21 protein-coding genes and 2 pseudogenes are annotated in these 20,262 nt (G+C 69.6%); 5 read left to right on the top strand and 18 right to left on the bottom strand.

From position 1 onward, the window contains the following. The 7 genes and pseudogenes from CGL27_RS48490 to CGL27_RS48460 all read right to left on the bottom strand — a co-directional run bounded on the left by CGL27_RS48490 (position 1) and on the right by CGL27_RS48460 (position 6,627). Positions 1 to 612 carry a hypothetical protein gene (locus tag CGL27_RS48490; protein WP_119994059.1) on the bottom strand — a complete coding sequence of 204 codons (612 nt, stop codon included), beginning with the start codon at positions 610 to 612 and terminating at the stop codon, positions 1 to 3. Positions 613 to 615: 3 nt separating this feature from the next. Beyond that, positions 616 to 1,470, bottom strand: a complete 855-nt coding sequence (locus tag CGL27_RS48485) for a carbohydrate ABC transporter permease (protein WP_119994058.1) — start codon at positions 1,468 to 1,470, stop codon at positions 616 to 618. Further along, a pseudogene (locus tag CGL27_RS48480) lies at positions 1,470 to 1,715 on the bottom strand (ABC transporter permease); the annotation flags it as partial. The gene CGL27_RS48485 and the pseudogene CGL27_RS48480, both read right to left, overlap by 1 nt. A gap of 741 nt (positions 1,716 to 2,456) precedes the next feature. Then, on the bottom strand, positions 2,457 to 2,912 hold the full coding sequence (locus tag CGL27_RS48475) for a lipocalin-like domain-containing protein (RefSeq protein WP_159037945.1): 456 nt from the start codon (positions 2,910 to 2,912) through the stop codon (positions 2,457 to 2,459). Between the two features lie 22 nt (positions 2,913 to 2,934). Beyond that, on the bottom strand, positions 2,935 to 5,142 hold the full coding sequence (locus CGL27_RS48470; protein WP_119994056.1) for a xanthine dehydrogenase family protein molybdopterin-binding subunit: 2,208 nt from the start codon (positions 5,140 to 5,142) through the stop codon (positions 2,935 to 2,937). Next, a complete protein-coding gene (locus CGL27_RS48465; RefSeq protein WP_119994055.1) occupies positions 5,139 to 6,125 on the bottom strand; it encodes a xanthine dehydrogenase family protein subunit M in 987 nt (328 codons plus the stop codon). Before CGL27_RS48465 ends, CGL27_RS48470 begins: the two co-directional genes overlap by 4 nt. Beyond that, complete coding sequence (locus tag CGL27_RS48460) at positions 6,112 to 6,627, bottom strand: (2Fe-2S)-binding protein (RefSeq protein ID WP_119994054.1); 516 nt, start codon at positions 6,625 to 6,627, stop codon at positions 6,112 to 6,114. Before CGL27_RS48460 ends, CGL27_RS48465 begins: the two co-directional genes overlap by 14 nt. A 750-nt stretch (positions 6,628 to 7,377) precedes the next feature. Here CGL27_RS48460 and CGL27_RS52845 point away from each other — a divergent pair. Both CGL27_RS52845 and CGL27_RS48450 read left to right on the top strand, forming a co-directional pair. After that, on the top strand, positions 7,378 to 7,797 hold the full coding sequence (locus tag CGL27_RS52845; protein WP_240450905.1) for an isochorismatase family cysteine hydrolase: 420 nt from the start codon (positions 7,378 to 7,380) through the stop codon (positions 7,795 to 7,797). Positions 7,798 to 8,063: 266 nt separating this feature from the next. Further along, on the top strand, positions 8,064 to 8,822 hold the full coding sequence (locus CGL27_RS48450; protein WP_078646533.1) for an SDR family oxidoreductase: 759 nt from the start codon (positions 8,064 to 8,066) through the stop codon (positions 8,820 to 8,822). A gap of 42 nt (positions 8,823 to 8,864) precedes the next feature. On the opposite strand, the gene CGL27_RS48445 is transcribed toward CGL27_RS48450, so the two are convergent. Further along, entirely contained in the window at positions 8,865 to 9,263 is a 399-nt protein-coding gene (locus CGL27_RS48445) for a hypothetical protein (RefSeq protein ID WP_240450904.1), read from the bottom strand. Positions 9,264 to 9,419: 156 nt separating this feature from the next. Here CGL27_RS48445 and CGL27_RS48440 point away from each other — a divergent pair, with 156 nt between their 5' ends. Further along, the gene (locus CGL27_RS48440; protein ID WP_240450903.1) at positions 9,420 to 10,067 is read left to right on the top strand and encodes a Ku protein; all 648 of its coding nucleotides are present in this window, start codon (positions 9,420 to 9,422) and stop codon (positions 10,065 to 10,067) included. A 78-nt stretch (positions 10,068 to 10,145) separates the two neighbouring features. Continuing rightward, positions 10,146 to 10,430: a hypothetical protein gene (locus tag CGL27_RS48435; RefSeq protein WP_119994053.1), complete on the top strand. Its 285-nt coding sequence runs from the start codon at positions 10,146 to 10,148 to the stop codon at positions 10,428 to 10,430. A 28-nt stretch (positions 10,431 to 10,458) separates the two neighbouring features. Here CGL27_RS48435 and CGL27_RS48430 read toward each other — a convergent pair. The 4 genes and pseudogenes from CGL27_RS48430 to CGL27_RS48410 all read right to left on the bottom strand — a co-directional run. Beyond that, a pseudogene (locus CGL27_RS48430) lies at positions 10,459 to 10,679 on the bottom strand (transposase); the annotation flags it as partial. A 202-nt stretch (positions 10,680 to 10,881) separates the two neighbouring features. After that, the gene (locus CGL27_RS48420) at positions 10,882 to 11,367 is read right to left on the bottom strand and encodes a lipocalin-like domain-containing protein (RefSeq protein WP_119994052.1); all 486 of its coding nucleotides are present in this window, start codon (positions 11,365 to 11,367) and stop codon (positions 10,882 to 10,884) included. A 74-nt stretch (positions 11,368 to 11,441) separates the two neighbouring features. Further along, positions 11,442 to 13,019 carry an aldehyde dehydrogenase (NADP(+)) gene (locus tag CGL27_RS48415; RefSeq protein ID WP_119994051.1) on the bottom strand — a complete coding sequence of 526 codons (1,578 nt, stop codon included), beginning with the start codon at positions 13,017 to 13,019 and terminating at the stop codon, positions 11,442 to 11,444. Beyond that, positions 13,016 to 13,645, bottom strand: a complete 630-nt coding sequence (locus CGL27_RS48410; protein WP_240450902.1) for a cysteine hydrolase — start codon at positions 13,643 to 13,645, stop codon at positions 13,016 to 13,018. The genes CGL27_RS48415 and CGL27_RS48410 overlap by 4 nt, the downstream gene beginning before the upstream one ends. Positions 13,646 to 13,818: 173 nt before the next feature. Here CGL27_RS48410 and CGL27_RS48405 point away from each other — a divergent pair, with 173 nt between their 5' ends. Next, on the top strand, positions 13,819 to 14,376 hold the full coding sequence (locus CGL27_RS48405; protein ID WP_119994049.1) for a TetR/AcrR family transcriptional regulator: 558 nt from the start codon (positions 13,819 to 13,821) through the stop codon (positions 14,374 to 14,376). A gap of 242 nt (positions 14,377 to 14,618) precedes the next feature. Here the strand turns inward: CGL27_RS48405 and CGL27_RS48400 are convergent, their stop codons facing one another. From CGL27_RS48400 to CGL27_RS48375, 6 genes are read right to left on the bottom strand one after another with little or no spacing between them, the layout of a single operon-like run. After that, entirely contained in the window at positions 14,619 to 14,813 is a 195-nt protein-coding gene (locus tag CGL27_RS48400) for a hypothetical protein (RefSeq protein WP_205587878.1), read from the bottom strand. A 9-nt stretch (positions 14,814 to 14,822) separates the two neighbouring features. Next, complete coding sequence (locus CGL27_RS48395) at positions 14,823 to 15,812, bottom strand: nitronate monooxygenase (RefSeq protein WP_119994048.1); 990 nt, start codon at positions 15,810 to 15,812, stop codon at positions 14,823 to 14,825. Then, positions 15,809 to 17,428: an AMP-binding protein gene (locus CGL27_RS48390; RefSeq protein WP_119994047.1), complete on the bottom strand. Its 1,620-nt coding sequence runs from the start codon at positions 17,426 to 17,428 to the stop codon at positions 15,809 to 15,811. The genes CGL27_RS48395 and CGL27_RS48390 overlap by 4 nt, the downstream gene beginning before the upstream one ends. Further along, a complete protein-coding gene (locus tag CGL27_RS48385) occupies positions 17,425 to 18,234 on the bottom strand; it encodes an enoyl-CoA hydratase/isomerase family protein (protein ID WP_119994046.1) in 810 nt (269 codons plus the stop codon). The genes CGL27_RS48390 and CGL27_RS48385 overlap by 4 nt, the downstream gene beginning before the upstream one ends. A 1-nt stretch (position 18,235) precedes the next feature. Then, positions 18,236 to 19,441, bottom strand: coding sequence for a CaiB/BaiF CoA-transferase family protein (locus CGL27_RS48380; RefSeq protein WP_119994045.1), 1,206 nt, complete (start codon positions 19,439 to 19,441; stop codon positions 18,236 to 18,238). Continuing rightward, positions 19,438 to 20,208: an enoyl-CoA hydratase/isomerase family protein gene (locus CGL27_RS48375; RefSeq protein ID WP_205587877.1), complete on the bottom strand. Its 771-nt coding sequence runs from the start codon at positions 20,206 to 20,208 to the stop codon at positions 19,438 to 19,440. Before CGL27_RS48375 ends, CGL27_RS48380 begins: the two co-directional genes overlap by 4 nt. Positions 20,209 to 20,262 lie beyond the last annotated feature (54 nt).

The raw sequence follows: 20,262 nt of genomic DNA, 5'->3' as shown, positions 1-20,262 counted from the left end.
TCAACCTTCTTCGTTGGAGGGAGCGTTACGGAGTTCCACGGCCGTGATGGCAAGGGCCAGCGGACCGGGCAGCAGCGGGGCCAGGAGTGGCAGCATCCACAGCAATACGACGCACAGGGCGACGGCCGTCGCGAGGAGGCCGCAGCCCGGGAGATCGGCGGCAGAGCGCGCGGCGGCCCGGCGCAGTGCGGGACGCCGGCCGCGGGCCGCGTCAGGGGCCGCCGCAGTGCGGAGCGCGACGACAAGTGCCGCCGCCGCGAGCGCGCTCAACGCCCAGGACATCGAGCGGGCACCCGGTAGTCCGGCTCCCGCGAGCATCAGGTCGACGCCGACGAAAGCCAGCGCGGCGAGGACCGTCGCGCCCGCCAGGAGGGAGCGCAGGGGCCGGTGGGTGCGCAGTTCGGCGACGTACCGGCCGAGCGTCGCCGGACGGTCCTCGCGGACAGCGCCCCGCAGGACCGTGCAGGCTGCGGCCAGCGCCACGGGAGCGGTGACCAGCGGCAGGGAGGCGACGGCCGTGGCCAGGCCGATGGCGAGCATGTCGGCGAAGAGGGAGAAGCGCGGCCCGAACAGCTCCCCCGGCTCTCGCCGTTCGCGTACGAGTGAGTTCACGGCTCAGCCCTTCAGCCCGGACGTCGCCATGCCCTGCACGAGATAGCGCTGGAAGGCGAGGAAGAACAGGACGATCGGCAGCAGCGAGATCACCGACATCGCGAACATGGGCCCGTATGCGGAACTGCTGGACTGGTCCACGAAGTTGCGCAGGGCCAAGGTGATCGTGAACTTCCGCGGGTCGAAGAGGTAGGTCAGCCGGGTGAAGAAGTCGTTCCAGGACCAGATGAAGGTGAAGATCGCTGTGGTGATCAGGACGGGCCTGGTCAGCGGCAGGACGATCGACCAGAGGCTCCTGAACGGTCCGCAGCCGTCGATACGGGCCGCCTCCTCCGGCTCGCGTGGCAGGCCCCGCATGAACTGCACGATCAGGAAGACGAAGAACGCCTCTGTGGCAAGGAACTTGGGCAGGATCAGCGGCCAGTACGTGTCCACCATGCCGAGCCTGTTGAAGATGATGTACTGAGGGATCAGCACGGCATGGTGCGGCAGCATCATCGTCGCGACCAAGAAACCGAACATCACGCCGCGCATCCGGAACCGCAGCCGGGCGAAGGCATAGGCGGCGAGCGAGCAGGACAGCACGTTGCCGAGCACCGAACCCGCGGTGATCAGCAAGGAGTTGGTCAGCGGCCGGGACACGCCGACGTCGCTCACCCCGTCCATGGCCGTGGTGGTGTAGTTCGACCACTCGAAGTGGCTCGGCAGCAGCTTGAGGCTGGTGAGGACCTCGTCCGCCGGCTTGAGGGACGTGGCGAGCAGCCAGGCCGGCGGGTAGAGCAGGACGAGGAGCGCGGCGAGCAGTCCGAGGTGCTTCATCACGGTGCCGGTACGGGTGGTCTGTGCGGCCGTGGTCATCAGACCCCCTCATTGGCGTAGAGGACCCACGAGCGCGAGGTCTTGAAGAGAACGAAGGTCACCGCGCCGATGGCAAGCGGCAGCACCCACGCCATGGCGGAGGCGTAGCCCATGTGCGGGGCGGAGAAGCCGCGTTCGTAGAGGTAGAGCGTGTAGAACATGGTCGAGTCGGCCGGACCGCCCTTGCCGCTGCTGATCGCGAACGCCGGGGTGAAGACCTGGAACGACTGGATGGTCTCCAGGACGAAGTTGGCGAGCTTCTGGACGTACGCCTCATAGCCCGCGAAGGAGGTGCGGACCGTGACGCCCGGGTGCCGCGTCTCGAAGAGATCGACGGCCTTCTTGGTGCGTTGCGCGCGGTCCTCGTTGCCCCACCAGGCGAAGGTGAGAGCGACCTTCCCACCTGCCTCCGTGCTGGCCGTGTCGCTGCCGGAGCAGCCCGTGAGGACCGCCAGGGGCAGACTGAACGCGACGGCGAAGGTGCTCGTCTTCCGGTCGTAGCCGGGTCGTGCCATGGCTGAAGTCTCCTCACCTCCGACCACTGACATCGTTGTCATCGCCGCAGTGCAGCTCACATTCCCTCCCACTTGGACATCTGGATATGCGGCTGACGCAACGCAGGCGCGGGGCGCGGCCCACTGACCGCCACATGGGGCGACAGGCGATAGCAAGCGCTTTCCGATCTCGCGCCACCTAAGCACCGTTCGTCCGGACCGGTCAACAGGGCGGCGCGACCCAATCGCTCTCAGCCCCAACGACGATGGGGCGTGATCCATCGAGTGACCCCGGATGCGCCGGAGCCCTTGACGTGCCCACGAGGCACCCGAAGAATGACCACCCCTGACAACGTTGTCTACGGGAAGGTCGCGCCGCAATGCCGCAGCCGCTCTGCTCCTTGAGCTCCCACTGGGCTGCCGAGAGCACAGCGCCGGGCTGATCGACCCGCACCGCCGCCGAAGGCCACGGAGCACAGCAACTGGATCAGGTCAGTCCGCTTGTGCCCGCTCCCAAGTCAGGACCCCGGTGCGCTGTTTGCCGTGGATGCTCACAGCCGCCGGAAGGGCCAGCTGCAACCTGCTCCCATCCAGGTGTGCCACCCTGAGCTGCGCGCCACTCATCCAGTTCGGGAAAAGGCTCAAAATGACCTCATGCACGACAGTGCCGCCGTCCGGAATGCGGAAGCGGCCGGTGTAGGCCAGGTAGTTGCGGGCCGCGTCGGCCAGTTCCTCCTGGCTTCCGTACTCCTGCCTTTCCTCATCGAACGACGGCCGGCCCGGCTTGGCGATCTGGGCGGACATGTACCCGTCGGCGGAGTACATGATGATGCCCACGGGGTGTTCCCCATACGGACGCACCACCTCCCCGTCGTCCACGGCCGTGGCCTCGTAGGACACCAGGCACCAGGTCCCGATGAGGGCGGAACGAAGTTCGGCAGGGGTCATGGGAGCGCGCCTACGCATCGTTTCACAACAGCTGATCCATGGTGATGGGCAGGGAGCGAATACGGCGGCCCGTGGCATGGAAGACCGCGTTGGCAATGGCGGGCGCGAGGCCGACCAGGCCGATCTCTCCGATGCCCTTGGTGCCGATCGGGTTGGCGCGGTCCCACGAACCGACGAATTCGACCTGCATGTCGGGGATATCGGCGCTGACGGGAACGATGTAGTCGCCGAGGGTGGCGTTGGCGATGCGTCCGGAGCCGGTGTCACTGACCGTCTCCTCGAAAAGAGCCATCCCGATACCGCCGACCGTCCCGCCGATGATCTGACTGCGCGCGGTCTTCTCGTTGAGGATGCGACCGCCGTCGATGACGGAGAGGGCCCGGGCGACTCGAATGCGACCCAGGTCCGCGTCGACGTGTACCTCGACGTATTTCGCCCCGAAGGCGCCGGCCGGCGCCATGCCCAGTTCCTGCGGTGTCAAAGGGACGCTCTCGCCGTCGGCAGTCAGCTCCGGCAGGCGGTGACGGGCCAGGATGTCCCGATACGACTCGGACTGGGACACGTCGCCGCACCGTCGGATACCGCCATCGCCGACCTCCACGTCGTCAATCGTGCATCCTTGCAGCGGGGAGTCGCTGTCGTCCCCAACGAGAACCAGGAAGTCGCTGACGAGCCCTCGGCAGGCTTCGTGAACCGCGCTGCCGACCGCGCCTGTGAGCCCGGATCCGCCCGTCTGCGGAGCCAACGGCATGGTCGATTCTCCGAGCCCGAAGGTGATCTGCTCGGGGTCCAGCCCCAGCAGCTCCGCCGACAGCTGCACGAAGACGGTGTACGCGCCATTGCCGATTTCCGTTCCCGCACTGCAGACGTAGGCCGTGCCGTCGTGGCGGATCGTGACGCGCGCCCGGCAGCGTGCACGGAACCACGGATAGCCGACGGCCGCCAGACCGTAGCCGACGAGCATGTTGCCCTGGCGCATCGAGCGCGGTTCGGGCGTGCGCCGCGGCCACCCGAAGAGCTCGGCACCGCGCTCCAGGCATTCCTTGTGCGCCCGGCTGGACCAGGGCAGCCCCGACGGAGGATGGAGGGCGGCGTCGTTGCGCAAGCGCAGCTCCAGCGGGTCCAAGTCGAGCTTGTACGCCAGCTCGTCCATCGCGCATTCCAGGGCGTAGTTGCCGGTCGCCGCTCCCGGGCCCCGCATCGAATTCGGGACCGGGAGGTTCAGACGGGCCTGGATGTCCCGGGTGGAGACGTTCGGGCAGGCATAGGAAGTGGCGGACACGGTTGCGGTGGGCTCGAAATTGTCGTCGTCGATGGCGGTTGCCGTGAGCGCCTCGTGGTGGATGGCCGTGAGTCTGCCGTCACGGGTCGCGCCGATCCGCACCCTCTGCCGCCCCTTGGGCCGGTGGCCGCACGCGGTGAACATCTGCGGCCTGGTGAGGACGAGTTTGACGGGGCGGCGGGTCATGCGGGCCGCCAGGGCTGTCAGGACGACGTGTTGCCAAACCCGGAGGCCGGCTCCGAAGCCACCGCCGACGTAGGGGGCCATGACGTGGACGGACTCTTCGGGAATGCCGAAGGCCGTTGCCAAGGACGTGGCTTCCAAGGAGGCCCATTGCGTCGAATTGTTGACCAGGAGGGTGTCGCCCTCCCAGCGGGCGACCGTGGTGAGGGGTCCCATGGGGTTGTTGGTGTTGTCGACGGTGAGGTAGATCTCGTCCAGCACGACCTCGGCATCGGTCAGCGCACCGGCCGCGTCGCCCCACTCGGCGTCCCGCCCCCACGGGTTCGTGCGCCGCGCGGCGCGTGGGTCGTCCAGTTCGAGGAGAGCCGGAGCCGGCGAGTAGCCGACGTGGACCAGGTCCGCCGCCTCGGTAGCCCCCTCGAAGGTCTCCGCCACGACCACCGCGACGATCTGGCCGTAGTGAAGGATCACGTCGTCCTGCAAGGGCGCGGGCGGGGAGACGCCCAGGGGTGTCATGGGCCCCCTCTTCACCTGCCCGGCGTTGAGGTGGGTGAGCACGAGCACCACCCCGGGGCCGTGCTCGGCGTCCGTGGTGTCGATCTCCGTGATCCACCCGGAGCCGACTGTGCTGCGCACCAGCACCGCGTGAGCCATACCCGGGTACGCGAAGTCGCTGGGGTACGGCGCTCTGCCGGCCACCTTCAGCGGCCCGTCGACGCGGTTGATGCCGGTCCCGAGCAGCCGGGAACGTGAGGTCGTCGTCATGCGCTGACCCCCGTAACGGTCTGCAGCGAGCGCACGAGTGTGCGCTGGGCCAGTTCCACTTTGAAGGCGTTCTGCGGATGTGGCTCGGCTCCGGCAAGCGCGGCGCGGGCGGCGTTCGTGAACACCTCGATGCCGGCTCGGCTCCCGGTCAGTACCGCCTCCGCCTCCACGGCGCGCCACGGCACGGTGGCCACGCCGCCGAGGCCCACCCGAACCCAGCGGATGACGTCGTCGTCGCCGAGCACCACGGCAGCCGCCGCAGAGGCAAGCGCGAACTCGTAGCTCATCCGGTCGCGTACCTTCAGGTAGTCCGACCGGGCCCCATGCGGCAACAGCGGCACCTCTACGGCGGTGATGAGCTCTCCAGGGCGCAGGTCGTTCTCGATGTCCGGTGTGTCCCCCGGGGTCCGGTAGAAGCCGGTCAGTGGAACATCGCGGTCTCCCTGGGCACCGGTGATGTGGACGACCGCGTCCAGGGCGATCAAAGCGACCGCGACATCCGAGGCATGAGTCGCGATGCAGTGCTCGCTGGTACCCAGCACCGCATGGCTGCGATGGGTGCCGGTAATGGCGGCGCATCCCGTGCCGCGACCGCGCTTGTTACAGGCGCGCACTTTCGGATCTCGGAAATACCGGCAGCGCGTGCGCTGCAGGAGATTGCCGCCGATCGTCGCCATGTTGCGGAGCTGGACCGAGGCGCTGCGCAGCAGCGCCTCCCGCACGAACGGCAGCCGCCGGCCGACCACGGGGTCGGCGGCGAGTTCTTCCATAGTGGCCAGGGCTCCGACGAACAGCGTGTCCTGCCGCTCCTCGATGCCGTGCAGCGGCAGCCGGGTGATGTCGATCAGCCGGCGGGGCCGCAGCACGCCGTCCTTCATCAGGTCGAGCTGTGTAGTGCCTCCGGCGAGGTAGTCGGCACTGCTGTCCGCCTCTGCCAGCGCCGCGGAAATCTCGCGGACCCGCACGTAATCAAAGGGCTGCATCGTGATGACCAGCGGCTTCCTGAATGGCGGCGACGATGTTCTGGTAGGCGCCGCAGCGACAGATGTTCCCGCTCATATACTCGCGGATCTCCTCGGGCGTGCCGGCTCTGCCCTCGGACATCAGGGCCAGTGCCGACATGATCTGGCCCGGCGTGCAATAGCCGCACTGGAAACCGTCGTGCTTCAGGAACGACTCCTGCACGGGGTGCAGGTTGCTCTCATCTCCGACGCCCTCGATGGTCGTCACTTCTCGCCCGTCGCACTGGGCGGCGAGTGTCAGACACGAGAGGATGCGTTTGCCGTCCACGTGAACCGTGCAGGCCCCGCAGGTGCCCTGGTCACAGCCCTTCTTCGTTCCGGTCAGACCCAGCCGGTCGCGCAGGGCGTCGAGCAGGGTGACGCGCGCATCCGTGCGCAGGGGATACTCCCCGCCATTGACGCGCAGGGTGAACTCCGTTTGGGAAACGGCTCGTACTGCGCCTGGCTTCGGCTGCGATGTCATGGCACCCCCGGTTTCCGGCGCGCCCCGATATCTGCCCCATGGGCAACCGCACGCGTATCGACAACCGCGTGCGACGGCCCTTCCGCAGGACACACGATCAGTGGGCCGGCGTCCTACCAGCGCGGACCACCGTGGGCAGTGACCACGCGGACCACCGTGGGCAGTGACCGCCCAACGCGGTCCACGCTACGCGTCCCCGCGCAGCACCGCATCCGGGCCCGTCCCGGCAAGGCCACGACCGGGCCACGGACGAGTCACGGGCAGGAGCGAGCGTGCATCCAGACCGGACGACGCGCCCCGCTGGACGATCACGCGGGATCGGCTTTCCGTCCACCCACCGGTCCAGCTCACCTAGCCGGTAGCCGGGTACCACCCGGCGCGGATGCCGTTTGGCCGGACGAGTGACAGACTGAAACCCGAGTTGGCCGTCTGCGCCGGAGGAGCTGGGGCCTGTCCTGGCCATCCACTCCTTCTTGCATCCCAGCAGCGATCGATCCGTTCGCTGACCAGATGGGAACTGTTCATGACTTCTGAAGCGCCGTACCCCCCGGGCCAAACCGCTCTTCTGATCGTCGACCCGTACAACGACTTCCTTTCCGAAGGCGGCAAGCTTTGGCCCCGAGCAAAGGACGTGGCGGAAGGCGTCGGCCTGCTCGACCACATGCGCACTATGCTCGCCACGGCCCGCAGCCGGGGCTTTCGCGTCTTCATCGTGCCCCACCACCAGACGACGCCGAACGACTACATCACGTGGGACCACCTGTCCCCCACCCAACAGCGCATCGTGACCCAGCAGACCTTTGCCGAGGGCAGCTGGGGGCCGAGTGGCACCCCGACTTCCACCCCCGCGAGGACGAGCTCGTCATGCGCCAGCACTGGTCCTCGAGCGGCTTCGCGAACACAGACCTCGACTTCATGCTCAAGCAGCACCACATCCGGAAGATCCTGCTGATCGGTATGCGGGCCAACACCTGTGTGGACACCACCGCACGCTTCGGTCAGGAGCTGGGCTACCACGTAACCCTCATCCGCGACGCCATCGCCTCCTTCAGCTGGGAGGAGATGACAGCGACATTCGAGCTCAACGCGCCCCTGTACGCCCACGCCATCCTCACAACAGATGAGTTCGTCGACATCGTGAACGACGGGGCCGGCAAGGGCTCCCCGTAGTACCGAATCCCCGGCATCCAGGTTTGGCCGGCCGGGCGTGCGCTGGTCGGCCTCAGCGGCTCGCCTACGGCTGGTGCGCATCCCCGGCGCGCAGGAGCGCAGCGCAAAGGTCTCAACCGCGAGGCGCGGGGCCGCCATTGGTGTGGAGGGGTGGGCGCCGGGGCGGGAGCACAACAGGGGAACGAGGGCCCGGAAGAAGTGGAGGCGATCATACGGGGCGAGCGGAGGGACGTACGGAAGCCGTGTTCTGAGGGTGGTGACCCCCTGTGAATGGGACCGATGGAGGAGTCGGCGGAGCGCGCGGCGGCCTGGCCGGGCAGACGGTCGTGGTGGTGGGAGGCAGCGCGGGCATCGGTCTGGAGACCGCGCGACAGGTGCGTGCGGCTGACGGCGAGCTGGTTCTCGTGGCTCGCGACGCCGAACGCCTGAAGCGGGCGGCGGACGAACTGCACCCGCTGAGCACGGCCGCGTTCGACGCGCAGGACACCGACCGCCTGGAGCGCTTTCTCGAAGAGCTGCCCGGGCAGGTCGACCATGTGATGGTCACGGCGGGCAGCCCGTCGTACACCCCCATCGCCGAACTCGACCTGGCCGAGGCCGGGCATGACTTCGGCTGGCGTATCGCGATGATGCTGGCGGTGGCGCGGGCGAGCCGGGAGAAGGTCAGGGCCGGGGGAACGCTGCTGTTCATCGGCGGCACCGGCGGCCGGCGGCCCGCGGCCGGGATGGCCGTGATGGGCGCCCTCACCGCGGCGCTGCCGGCGCTGACCGCCAACCTGGCACTGGAGGTCGCCCCTGTCAGGGTCAACCTCATCGCGGCCGGGTTCGTGGACACACCGCTGTCGGCTTCTCTCCTCGGTGACCAACTGGAGGCGCGACGCGAGCAGTTGAGGAAGACGCTGCCCATCGGCCGAGTGGTCGGACCGGCGGATGTTGCCGCCCTCGCGCTGCACATCATGGCCAACGGCGCCCTCACTGGCGCCACGTACGACATCGACGGCGGCCAGCAGCTCGTCGCACACTGACCGCCCACTGCCCCCGGCCCAGGCCGCAGTCGGCCGTGACTTCTACACGGCGCTGGGCTGGGTCCTCCGCCGCGGTGGCTGGCCCTTCTTCGCCTTTCCGTAGCGGACGTTGAGCGTGCCGTACCGGCCGAACCACGGAGCCTTTGAGTTCCGCCCGAAGTCGACCACATCCAGCTTGGATGTCTCGGTCCGGCGAAGCCCCCAGCCGTAGATGACCTTGAGGAGGGTGGCGTCACGGTAGGCGGCGAGGGCTCCCTTGCGTTGGGATTTCACGGCGCGGTCGATCTGGTCGTCGGCGTAGTCGAGGAACCGGCGGATCTGCCGTTCCCTCGGGTCAATCGTCTCGTCCTTCAACCCCCGCGGCTTCTGCTGAGCCCGCCGGCCCCGCAGCATCGCGTCGAACATCGCGTCCCCGGGACGCAGCTGGACCACCCCGGACACGAGCTCCAGATGAGCCGACCCGTACCGTGCTTGGGCACACCGCTGACGGCGGCCGTATCCGCTGCCGCAAGGCCTGCGAGATCGAAGACCGGGTGCTCGACCCGGACGAGATCGGGGGCGCCTACGAAGCATCCAAAGACCAGGTCGTGCCCAGAAATGAACCAGGAGCTCGACGACCTTCCCCTGCCCACCGCGAAAGCCATCGACGTGCAGGCGTTCGTGCCCGAGGACCGGCTTGACGCCACCCGCTACGGCAAGCCGTACTGCCTCCAAGGAGACGGCGCCGTCGCCACAAAGCTGTATGTGCTGCTACGGGAAGCTCTCAAGCGCAGCGACAAGATCGCCATCGCCAAATTCGCATGGCACAACCGCGAGCGGCTCGGCGCACTGCGAGTCGTCGGCGACGACATCGTCCTCCAGATCATGCACTGGGACGATGAGATCCGCAGCGCGGAAGGCGTCGCTCCCAAGCGTGTCGAGATCTCCGATGCCGAGGTAGAGGAGGCCATGCCCCCCATGGACGCCATCGGGGGCACCGACATCTGCCAGTACCGGGATCAGTACCGGGAGGACATGGAAGCCGTCATCGAAGCCAAAGCCGAGGGGCACGCACCAGCCGAGATGGAGGCGCCGGCCGAGCCGAAAGGCAAGGTCGTCGACCTCATGTCCGCCCTCCAGGACAGCGTGCGGGCCGCGAAGCAGGCCCGCGGCGGGGAAGGCGGCGAAGGCAAGGTGCGGGAGATACGGCTCAAGAAGAAGGCCCCCACCGAGATGGCTCCGGCGAAAAAGTGCCCCGCGTCCTGAACCCGTCCTGCGTCACTCGACCGAAACATGGGCATACGAGGGTGGACCTGAGGGGGGACCTCCCGAAGGAGCACCACCGTGATCAAGAAGCTGCACAACATCGGCCTGCGCTCGGAGCACGCCTACACCGCCGCCGTCGCCTCCATCGGCCTGTCAGTCTTCACATGGGCCACATCCCTCCGCATCGAACCCGGTAAGGGCCTCGACCGGGCAGACCGGTGGGGCATCTTCGTCGGCGAGTGGGCACCCACCTTCTTCTGCCTCGGCCTCGCCCTGTCCCACTACGAGCAGGAAGAAGGCTCGCTGATGGGCAAGGCGCACACCGACGGGGAGCGGCAGCGGCAGAGGGCAGGCGCCCCTTAGAGATCATCTCATCTGGTGAGTCTGCGGTGCAGATGAAGGTGCAGGCGATACTGGTGAAGGCCAGGAAGCGGAGAGCTTTCCGCTCGTAGCGGCGGTGCAGGCGGCGACATCCGGCGAGCCAGGACATCGTGCGTTCGATGGTCCACCGGTGTCGCCCCACCGCTTGGAGGACTCGATTCCTTTGCGGGCGATGCGGTGCCGGATGCCGCGCTGTCGTAGCCATCGGCGCAGGTGGTCATAGTCGTAACCCCGGCGGGCGAGCTCCGCAGCATCGGTGTGTGGCGCGCCGACAGCGAGGCGGACCTGCCGCTCCCAACCGGGCGAGCTGATCCCCATCGACGTCAAGGAACTCGGCCGTATCCCCGACGACGGCGGCGGCCATAAGACGCTCGGCCGGGCAGCCGGCCGCACGAAGTCACTGGGCTGCTGTGGCGGACGCTGCCCACGATGGTCAGTCCGGCCTGCTCCAGGTGAGTTCGGCTGTGCGTTCCGCACCCCACAGGCGGGTGGGAGTGGCGACGCCGAGCGTGAGGAGTGAGCCTTCGAAGCCCACTTTCCGGATCTGGGACCGTCCGATCCAGTTCGGGAAGAGGCTGGTGGTGACGTGGTGTTCGACGGTTGTGGGATCAATGACTTCGAACGGCCCGGCGTAGGCAACGTAGCCGGCCGCTGCCCGGGCCAGTTCACCGGCCGACGCGTCCTCGAGACGTGCCGATCTCGTGGGCGGGCGGTCGCCGCGCCCCAGCTGGGCGGACATGTATCCCTGGGGGGTGTAGACGATCAGGCCGTAGGGGGTGGGGCCGAAGGGGTGGATGACCTCCCCGTCGGTGCTCGTCGTGGTGTAGGACACGAGGTGCCATACGCCGAGCAGCTTCTTGCGGACCTCTTCGCGGGCCTCGCGTTCATTCCCCGCGGCCGCTTGGTCGGCAATGGTCATGGAAAGGGGCTCCCTTCGTTCCAGGAGAGCGAACGGGCCCCGTTCGGGAGAGCCTAAGGGGCCCGTGGCCAGGGTCAGTGCCGGGTGAGTTCTCCGTCGACGAGCCGCCACAGGTGTAGCGGGTTCGCTTCGCGCAGTGGCTGCGGCAGCAGTTCGTCAGGGAAGTTCTGGTAGGTGACCGGGCGTACGAACCGCTCGATCGCGCCCATGCCCACGGAGGTGAAGCGGCTGTCGGAGGTGGCCGGGAACGGGCCGCCATGGGTGGAGGCGTAGGAGACCTCCTGCGGGATCGAAAAGGCGTTGAACACGATGCGTCCGGTGCGGCGCTCCAGGATCGGCAGGAGCTGTTCGACGGCGAGGCGGTCGGCGGCCTCGGCATGTACGGTCGCCGAGAGTTGTCCGCGGAAGGCGCGGGCCGTCCCGAGCAGCTGATCCGGGCCGGTCAGTCTGACCAGCAGGATGGCGGGGCCGAAGACCTCTTCGCGCAGGGCGGGCGCGGCCAGCAGCTGCTCACCGGTGACCTCGTACAGCAGGGACTGCCCGTCCCCTACGTGGGCCGGTGTCGGTCCCGCGCCGATCAGAGTGGCACCCTCGCCCTGCATACGCTGTACGTTGCGGGTGTAGGAGTCGTGGATGCCGGGTGTGAGCATGGTCCGTGCGGCCGCCTTCTCCACCTCGGCGATCGCCGCGTCACGCAGTTCCTGGAAGCCGGGTCCGTCGATGGCGAGGAGTATGGCGGGCTTCAGGCATGCCTGCCCGACGTTGTACATGGCGCGCTGGACCAGGACGCCGCCGATCTCCGTGCCGCGGGTCGCCAGGGCGGCGGGCAGTACCAAGGTCGGGTTGACGCTGGTCATCTCGGTGAACACGGGGATGGGGTCGGGACGCCGCTGAGCCCGGTGGTAAAGGGCCATGCCGCCGCCCTCGGAGCCGGTGAAGGTGACCGCCCGGACCAGGGGATGGTCCACCAGGGCCTCACCGATCTCGTTGCCGGCGCCACGGACGAGGGAGAAGACACCTTCGTGCAGTCCCGCCTCGGCGACGGCCTCCTGGATGACACGGCCCTGGATTTCGGACGCGCCGGGGTGGGCGTTGTGGGCCTTGACGACGACGGGGCAGCCTGCTGCCAGGGCCGAGGCGGTGTCGCCCCCCGCCACTGAGTAGGAGATCGGGAAGTTGCTGGCGCCGAAGATCACCACGGGCCCCAGGGCCACCTTCAGCAGCCGGTGGTCCATGCGCGGTGCGGGCCGGCGATCCGGCTGTGCGGTGTCGATGGCCGCCTGGAGGAAACGGCCCTGACGGACAACGGTGGCGAACTTGCGGAACACATCGGCGGTCCGTACCGCCTCGCCCTCGAACTGGGCGGCGGGCAGGCCGGTCTCCAACGCGGTCCGCGCGGCGAGTTCGTCCTTGACGGTCTCGAGCTTGTCCGCGATGAGGTCGAGGAATGCAGCCCGCTCGGCCGGCCCGGTGTGGCTGTAAGAGTCCAGGGCATCGTCCGCCAGGCGGACCGCACGGTCGACCTCGGCCGCGCCACCGAAGGCGAACTCCGGCTCGATGAGTTCTCCGGTGGCAGGGTTGAGTGCCTTCATCGTCCCCGCGGTGGCGGGCATACCTGCCGCTCCGAGCAGCAGTTCTCCGGTCAGTGTCATGCGTGCGCTCCCTTGAAAGCGGCGGTGAGCTCGTCGGTGGTGGTGATGGCGTGGGCGAAGGTGGGGCCGTTCAGCTCGTGCGCGGCGTGCATCATCTCGGGGAGGAGCGCCGCGGTGGCGTCACGGACCAGCGTCACGTGGTAGCCGAGCTCCATGGCAAAGCGCCCGGTGGACTCGATGCAGGTGTTCGCCAGCAGGCCGACGATCACGACGTGGGTGATGCCGTGCTGCTTGAGCTGGAAGTCAAGGTCGGTGTTGGCAAAACCGCTCTGCGCCCAGTGCTCCTGCACCACGATGTCGCCGGGCCGCGGCTGGAAATCGGGGTGGAACTCCCCGCCCCAGGTACCGCGGGCGAAACTGTGCCGCTCCATGATGGCGCGCTGGGTGGGGTTGGGGTGATCCCACATCTCGTAGTCACCCGGTTCCCAGCGACGGTGGGGAACGAACACCACGCGGACACCGCTCTCGCGGGCGGCGGTGACCACGGAGCGCAGGTGGCGCAGCAGGCCCACCTCCTCCGCCATGGGCTCCAAACGCGGCCAGATCTTGCCGCCCTCGGACAAGAAGTCGTTGTAGGGGTCGACCAGCAAAACGGCCGTACGGCGGGGGTCACAGGTCTGGTGCACGGGTTCCACTCCAATCTGGATGACGAATAACATCCAGATTGGAAGATTACGTCGGTCATCCTGAAAGTCAAACGGACAGCACCGAATCGCCCGCACGAGACAAGGGTGTATGATGCAAATCATCCAGATGCGCGGTGGTTGCACTGCGCCGCCCCACGGAAGGCAGGGCCGGCATGGGCCACTCACAGGCGGAGAAGGTGGCGAGCCGCGAACGGGTGCTGCGGATCGCGTCGCGCAAGGTCCGCGCCGAAGGCGTCAGCCGCCCCGGCATCGCGGACCTTATGAAGGAGGCCGGGCTCACCCACGGCGGCTTCTACAAACACTTCGATTCACGCGACGATCTGATCGCCCAGGCCGCCGCCGTCGCCCTGGCCGAGGGCTCGGCGAAGATGGAGCGGGCCGCCCGGAAGAACGATCAGGACGCACGGACCGGTCTCATCGACAGCTACCTCGCGAAGCGACACCGCGACGGACCGGCCACCGGCTGCGCACTGGTCTCCCTCGGAGCCGCCGCCGGACGCGGCGACCAGCACCTCAAAGAGACCTACGAGAAGCAGGTCCGCACATACCTGGAGCTGATCGCCGGCCTGGACGACGACGCCGCGGATGCCCGGGCCGAGGCAATGCTCACCCTCAGCGCCCTGGTCGGCGCCGTGCTCATGTCCCGGGCCGTGGCCGACCAAGAGTTCTCCGACGAGCTACTGGAGACAGTCGCCAAGCAACTCAAGTGACACGCGTCGGAACCCCTGCCGCCCACCACCGCCTGACGCCCACCCCGGACCGCGCTGCGGTCCGGCGGGATTCCCGGCCCGCGCCGCACCACGTACCACAGACGACGCGACCGGTGACATCGACCGGCCTGCTCCGTCGTCGGCGCGGCGGCGGGATTCAGCCGGTCGGCGATCGGGTCTTGTGCCACGGCCAGCGCGAGGGCCAGAGACGGCGAAGGGCGGGATGTGCGTCGGCACGCGTGTCATGCGCCCGGCCGCCATGATGGGTGGAGCAGCGCGAAGTCCACGACAGCGCGCCAGAAGTTCCCCTTCGACCCGTCACGGTCGTTGATGAAGTTGTGACTGACGTCGAGCCGCCAGGCCGGCTCCCTCATGGTGGTCGCGGCATAACCGAGCTCGGCGAAGGTGTCGAGACCCCGTCGGATGATCTCCGCCACGACGTCGTCTCACAGGTCAGGCGGCTCGGAGACGACCGGCAGCGGCAGGCGGGTGAGCGCGGCCCGGTACTCGGCGACGATGCGCTCCACGACGGCCGCCGCGGGGAGCACCGTGTCGATGAGTCCCGCAGACTGGCCCGCCTCCACCTTGCCTTCCCGGACCCGGCCGTACAGGGCGGCGTCCCTGAGGGTGGCGGCCTGGAACTCCTTGCGCCGCACGCCGATTTCGGCACCGGATTCCTCAAGGCGGCGCATGCGCGCGGTGAACTCGTTCTCCAGGGCGCGGATGACACCGAGGCCGTGTCCGACGGTGCGGGTGCCGTCGACACCGGCGGCGAGGACGGCGGCCTGGTAGTCGGGGTGCACGGTGGCTTCCCGGGTGGCCAGGAAACGGGTGCCGAACTGGGCGGCCCCCGCGCCCAGGGCGAGCATCGCGGCCAGTCCGGAGCCGTCCGCGATCCCGCCGGAGGCGATCACCGGGGTTTCGGGGACGGCCGAGACCACGGCCCGGATGAGGACCTGCGTGGTGACCATCGAGGGCGGCGGGTGCCCGCCGGCCTCCGCGCCGACGATGACGAGCCCGTCGACGCCCGCGTCGACGGCCTTGCGGGCGTGCTCGACACCGGCGACGACATGCAGGCAGACGGTGCCGATGGCACGGAAACGCTCCAGGTAGCGGCGCGGTCCGCCCTGCGAGGCGATCAGTACGGGCGGCCGACGGGCGAGGAGCAGATCGATGACGTCGTCGGCCCCCGCCCGGTGGAGCGGCAGGTTGACCGCCCAGGGGCGGTCGGTGCCCGCTGCCATCTCGTCGAGGGTACGGGCCAGGTCGTCCAGGCGCATGGGCCCCGCGGCGACGACCCCGAGGCCACCGGCCCCGCTGACCGCCAGCGGCAGGGCCGAGCTCGAGGAGACCCAGGACATGCCGGCCTGGATGACGGGAAGGTCGATGCCGAGCAGGCGGGTGACGGGGGTGGGGATACGGATCACGCCGGTCATGCCGGCACCTCGTCGTCCCGCCGCGCGAGCAGCCCGCGGGCGTGGGCGGCGAGCCGGTTCTTCTGCACCTTGGAGCTGGCGGTCATGCCGATGTCCTCGAACCCTTCGACGATGCGCAGATGGCGGGGGACCTTGAACCCGGCCATGCGGGTGCGCGCCCAGGCGATCAGTTCGTCCTCGGTGGTGCCCGGTTCGGTGAGGACGACGAACGCGAAGACCGCCTCGACCAGCCGCTCGTCGGGGACACCGACCACGACGGCATGCCGCACCCGCGGATGCCGGTGCAAGGTGTTCTCCACGTCGGCCGGCGCGACGTTCTCGCCGCCGACCCGGATGATGTCCTTGGTGCGGCCCACGAAGTGCAGCCGGCCCGTGGCGTCGAGCGCGCCGACGTCACCGGTGGCCAGCCAGCCGTCGGGGTCGATGGCGGCGGCGGTCGCCTCCGGCGCGTCCAGATATCCGCGCATGACGTTCCAGCCGCGCACCAGGATCGAGCCCGGCTCGCCGGGACCGCAGTCGCGGGTGTCGTCCGCGGCGCGGATGCGCACCTCGACGCCGGGCTCCACCAGCATCGCACCGGACGCCCTGACCTGGTCGTCCTCCCACCAGCAGGACTGGGCGACATTGGGCGAGGCTTCGGACAGGCCGTATCCGGCGACGCACTCGGTGGCACCCAGCTCGTCGATCACCCGGCGGATGACGGTGGGAGAGGCCGCGACCCACGCGCCCCGCAGGTGCAGCGTGCGGTGTGCGCGGTCCGGGTGGTTGAGCAGCATCAGCGCGATGGTGTCGTTGCCGGAGAAGTGTGTGCAGCGTTCCCCCTCCAACAGCCGCAGCGCTTCGGCCGGTTCGAACCGCGCCATGGTCACCAGGGTCGCGGCGTGCTGGATGGACGCCAGTACGGACAGGGTGCTGCCGGCGACGTGGAAGAAGGGCCGGGCGCTGTGAAAGCGGTCACCGGGGCGCAGGCCAAGGCGCGCACCGGAGAAGAACGCGTCGGCGCACATGCTGCGCTGGGTGAGCAGCACGCCCTTGGGGTGGGATGTCGTGCCGGAGGTGTACTGGACCAGCAGGATGTCGTCGGGGGTGCCGGTCGCGGGGACCTCGCCGGTGGCCCCGGCCAGGAACCGCGGCCACGCCGTCGCCCACTCGGGCACCTCCTTCCCGTACACGACGACTCTCTCCAGGTCGGGCAGGCCGCGGCAGGAGGCCGTGGAGTCCTCGCCGATGCCGAGCTCGCGCAGGATGGCGCAGAAGTCGACGCGCAGGACGCGGTCGGCGACGAACAGCGTGGAGACCCTGGCGTGGGCGAGGGTGTGGTGCACCTCGTCGGCGGTGTACCGGGTGTTGACGGGTATGGTCACCGCGCCGACCGAGCCCAGGGCGACGAACAGGGCGACCCAGCGCGGCCCGTTGCCGAGGCAGAGGCCGATCCGGTCGCCGCGGCCGATGCCGGCGTGGGTCAGGGCGGCCCGGATCCGGGCGACCTCGGCGGCGAGTTCGCCATAGGTGATCCGCTCCTCGGCGGTGACCACGGCTTCCACGTCGGGGGCGAGCAACGCGGCCCGTTCCAGCGCCTCGTGGGCGGTCAGGGGGCATGCCGTCCTGAGGTTCATCGCTTCTCCTCGTCGGTGGTGGGCGCGTTGTCGGAGCCGCGGCGGGTGAACCGGTCGACGCCGTCGCGCCAGCCGCCGTCGGTGAGGCACTGCTCGATCGCCGCCATCTCGATCCTGATGCCGCGATCGAGGTCCGTCTCGCCGCCCAGGTCGACGGCCCGTTTCGTCAGCTCGATCGCCAGGGGCGGGGCCTTCGCGACGGTGCCGGCGATCTCCGCGCCGGTCCGCGCCAGCCGCTCCTCGGCCACCACCTGGCAGACGACACCCAGGTCGAGGGCCTCGGTGGCGGGCATGGAACGGCCGGTGAACAGGAGTTCCTTCGCGCGGCGCCTGCCGATGACGCGCTGCAGCCGCTGGGTGGCGCCCACCGTGCCCCAGTGCGGCTCCGGGAAGCGGAACGTGGTGCCCTCGGCGGCGATGGCGAAGTCCGCGGCCAGGGTGATCTCTCCGCCGGATCCCACGACCGCGCCGTGCACGAGTGCGACGACGGGGCGGCGGCACCGTTCGATCGCGTCGTAGGCGGCGAACGAGGCGATACGCCTGCGGCGGACCCAGGCGGCGTCCCGGCCGGCCCGCTCCTTGAGGTCCGCACCGGCGCAGAACGCGGGGCCCTGCGCGGACAGCAGCACCACGCGGACGGAGTCGTCGGCGTCGAGCTCCTCGAAGACCGACCGCAGCTGTCGGCACATCGGCAGATCGACGGCGTTACGGGCGCGGGGCCGGGCCAGTTCGACACGGGCGATCCCGTCGGCCACCGCACAGCGCACTCGCGGGTCCGCGGGGGTCGGCTCGTCGGTCCCGGACATCTCAGATCACCCCCGAGGCCCGCAGGTCCTCGATCTCGCCGCGGTCGAGCCCGGCGAGCTCCGTGAGCACCGCGTCGGTGTCGGCGCCCAGCAGCGGCGGGGCGTCGGTGGGCGGCGGCGCGCCGGTGGTCTCCCGCAGCGGGGTGCGCAGGGCGCGGAAGGTGCCCTCGGTGGGATGCTCGAACTCCGCGACGACGTCCCGCGCCCGCGCGTGCGGGTCGGCCAGGGCCTCGCGGACGCCGCGCACCTCGCCGGCCGGGATGTCGGCGGCGCGCAACTCCTTGAGCAGCGGATCGCGGTCCCGTCCGGCGATCGCCGTCCGCAGGGCGGTCATCACGCGGTCGCGCCCGGCGACGCGCCCCGCGTTGTGCCGCAGACCGGGATCGGCGGCGAGGTCGTCAAGACCGAGGACGGTGCACAGCGGTGCCCAGTGCTGGTCGCTGCCGCTGATGTGCAGCCAGCCGCCGTCGGCCGTCTGAAACGCGGCGGACGGGACCCGTCCGGGGTGCTGGGTGCCGGTGCGCACCGGGTCCTCGTCCAGGGCGAACAGCCGGGCCGCGTTGAGGGCCTGCAGACTGAGCTGGACGTCCATCATGGAGACGTCGTAGTGGCGGCCGTGGCCGGAAGCGGCACGCCCGGCCAGACCGGTGAGCGCGGCGATGGCGACCCACAGGCCAGAGGTCATGTCCGCCACCGGGATCCCGGCCTTGCTGGGCGGGCCGTCCGGTTCCCCGGTCATCGCCATGACGCCGGACAGCGCCTGGAAGACGGTGTCGTAGCCCTTGCGGGTGCGGTCGGGGCCGCTCTGCCCGAAACCGGTGGCGGACACGTACACCAGGGCCGGGTTGTCCGCGGCGAGCCGGTCGTATCCCAGTCCCAGCCGTTCCATGGCGCCGGGCAGGAAGTTCTCGACGACGACGTCGGCGCCGGTGGCGAGGCGGCGGGCGAGGTCCTGGCCGCGGGGGGCCTTGAGGTCGAGGGTGATCGAGCGTTTGCCGCGGTTGAACGCGAAGAAGTAGGCGCTCTCGCCGTGCGGCAGACGGGGCTCGAAGCCACGGGTCTCGTCGCCGCGGCCGGGGCGTTCGACCTTGATGACGGTGGCTCCCAGCTCGGCGAGAACCTGGGTGGCCATCGGGGCGGCCAGGACCCGCGAGAAGTCGAGGACGGTGATGCCGTCGAGCGGGCCGGGCGTGGGGTGCGCGCTCACCGGCGGAACCCCCGCATCAGTGCGTTGACGTCCTGGCCGGCCCGCATCGCGGCCTCGGTCGGCAGATCGGCGACGCGGTAGAAGAGGTCCTTGGCCGCGTGGATGGCGCGGGGCTCCACGGCGGCCCACCGCTCGGCTGTGCCGAGTGCGGCCTCGACCACCTGGTCCGGCTCGACGACGCGGTTCACCAGGCCGTGTGCCGCGGCCTCGGAGGCCGAGAGCAGCCGGCCCGTGCTGATCAGCTCGAAGGCGAGCTTGCGGCCGAGGTGGCGCTGGAGCCCGGTCATGACCAGGGCGGGCACGATCGAGTGCCGCAGTTCGGGGTAGCCGAACCTCAGGTCCGTGCCGGCTATGGCCATGTCGGCGCCGATGGCGAGCCCGGCACCACCGCCCACCGCGGCGCCGCGCACCGCGGAGACGACCGGTGTGCCCATCCGCTGCATCTGCGTCTGCAGGTGCGCGGTGAGCGCCGCCCGCTCCAGGACGGCGTCCGGCTCGTCGAGGGTGAGGGCGGAGAACTCCGACAGGTCGGCGCCCGAACAGAAGCCACGGCCGGCGCCGGTGAGGACGACGGCGCGGACTTCCCGGTCGTCCTCCGCCGCGGTGAGCGCGGTGCTCAGGGCCCGGGTGAGCGCGGTGTTCAGCGCGTTGAGCTTGTCGGGGCGGTTGAGGGTGAGGACGCGGACCGGGCCGCGGTCCTCGACGAGCAGCACATCGGCGGCCGCTTCGCCCGTGTCGGCCGGCTGCCCGCTGGTCGTGACGGTCACGGAAGGTTCTCCTTGGGGAGTGGGGTGGGGTGGGGAAGCGTGCGGTGCGGCGGG

This window comes from Streptomyces sp. 11-1-2, assembly GCF_003595545.1.
Lineage (GTDB): Bacteria > Actinomycetota > Actinomycetes > Streptomycetales > Streptomycetaceae > Streptomyces > Streptomyces hygroscopicus_B.
This window is presented reverse-complemented; position numbering and strand designations above follow the sequence as displayed.

What these genes read in the sequence shown, in the direction of transcription:
- CGL27_RS48485 (WP_119994058.1), bottom strand. Translation starts at nt 1,470, where the DNA reads ATGACCACGGCCGCACAGACCACCCGTACCGGCACCGTGATGAAGCAC.
- CGL27_RS48475 (WP_159037945.1), bottom strand. Translation starts at nt 2,912, where the DNA reads ATGACCCCTGCCGAACTTCGTTCCGCCCTCATCGGGACCTGGTGCCTG.
- CGL27_RS48470 (WP_119994056.1), bottom strand. Translation starts at nt 5,142, where the DNA reads ATGACGACGACCTCACGTTCCCGGCTGCTCGGGACCGGCATCAACCGC.
- CGL27_RS48465 (WP_119994055.1), bottom strand. Translation starts at nt 6,125, where the DNA reads ATGCAGCCCTTTGATTACGTGCGGGTCCGCGAGATTTCCGCGGCGCTG.
- CGL27_RS48460 (WP_119994054.1), bottom strand. Translation starts at nt 6,627, where the DNA reads ATGACATCGCAGCCGAAGCCAGGCGCAGTACGAGCCGTTTCCCAAACG.
- CGL27_RS48440 (WP_240450903.1), top strand. Translation starts at nt 9,420, where the DNA reads ATGAACCAGGAGCTCGACGACCTTCCCCTGCCCACCGCGAAAGCCATC.
- CGL27_RS48420 (WP_119994052.1), bottom strand. Translation starts at nt 11,367, where the DNA reads ATGACCATTGCCGACCAAGCGGCCGCGGGGAATGAACGCGAGGCCCGC.
- CGL27_RS48415 (WP_119994051.1), bottom strand. Translation starts at nt 13,019, where the DNA reads ATGACACTGACCGGAGAACTGCTGCTCGGAGCGGCAGGTATGCCCGCC.
- CGL27_RS48405 (WP_119994049.1), top strand. Translation starts at nt 13,819, where the DNA reads ATGGGCCACTCACAGGCGGAGAAGGTGGCGAGCCGCGAACGGGTGCTG.
- CGL27_RS48395 (WP_119994048.1), bottom strand. Translation starts at nt 15,812, where the DNA reads ATGACCGGCGTGATCCGTATCCCCACCCCCGTCACCCGCCTGCTCGGC.
- CGL27_RS48390 (WP_119994047.1), bottom strand. Translation starts at nt 17,428, where the DNA reads ATGAACCTCAGGACGGCATGCCCCCTGACCGCCCACGAGGCGCTGGAA.
- CGL27_RS48385 (WP_119994046.1), bottom strand. Translation starts at nt 18,234, where the DNA reads ATGTCCGGGACCGACGAGCCGACCCCCGCGGACCCGCGAGTGCGCTGT.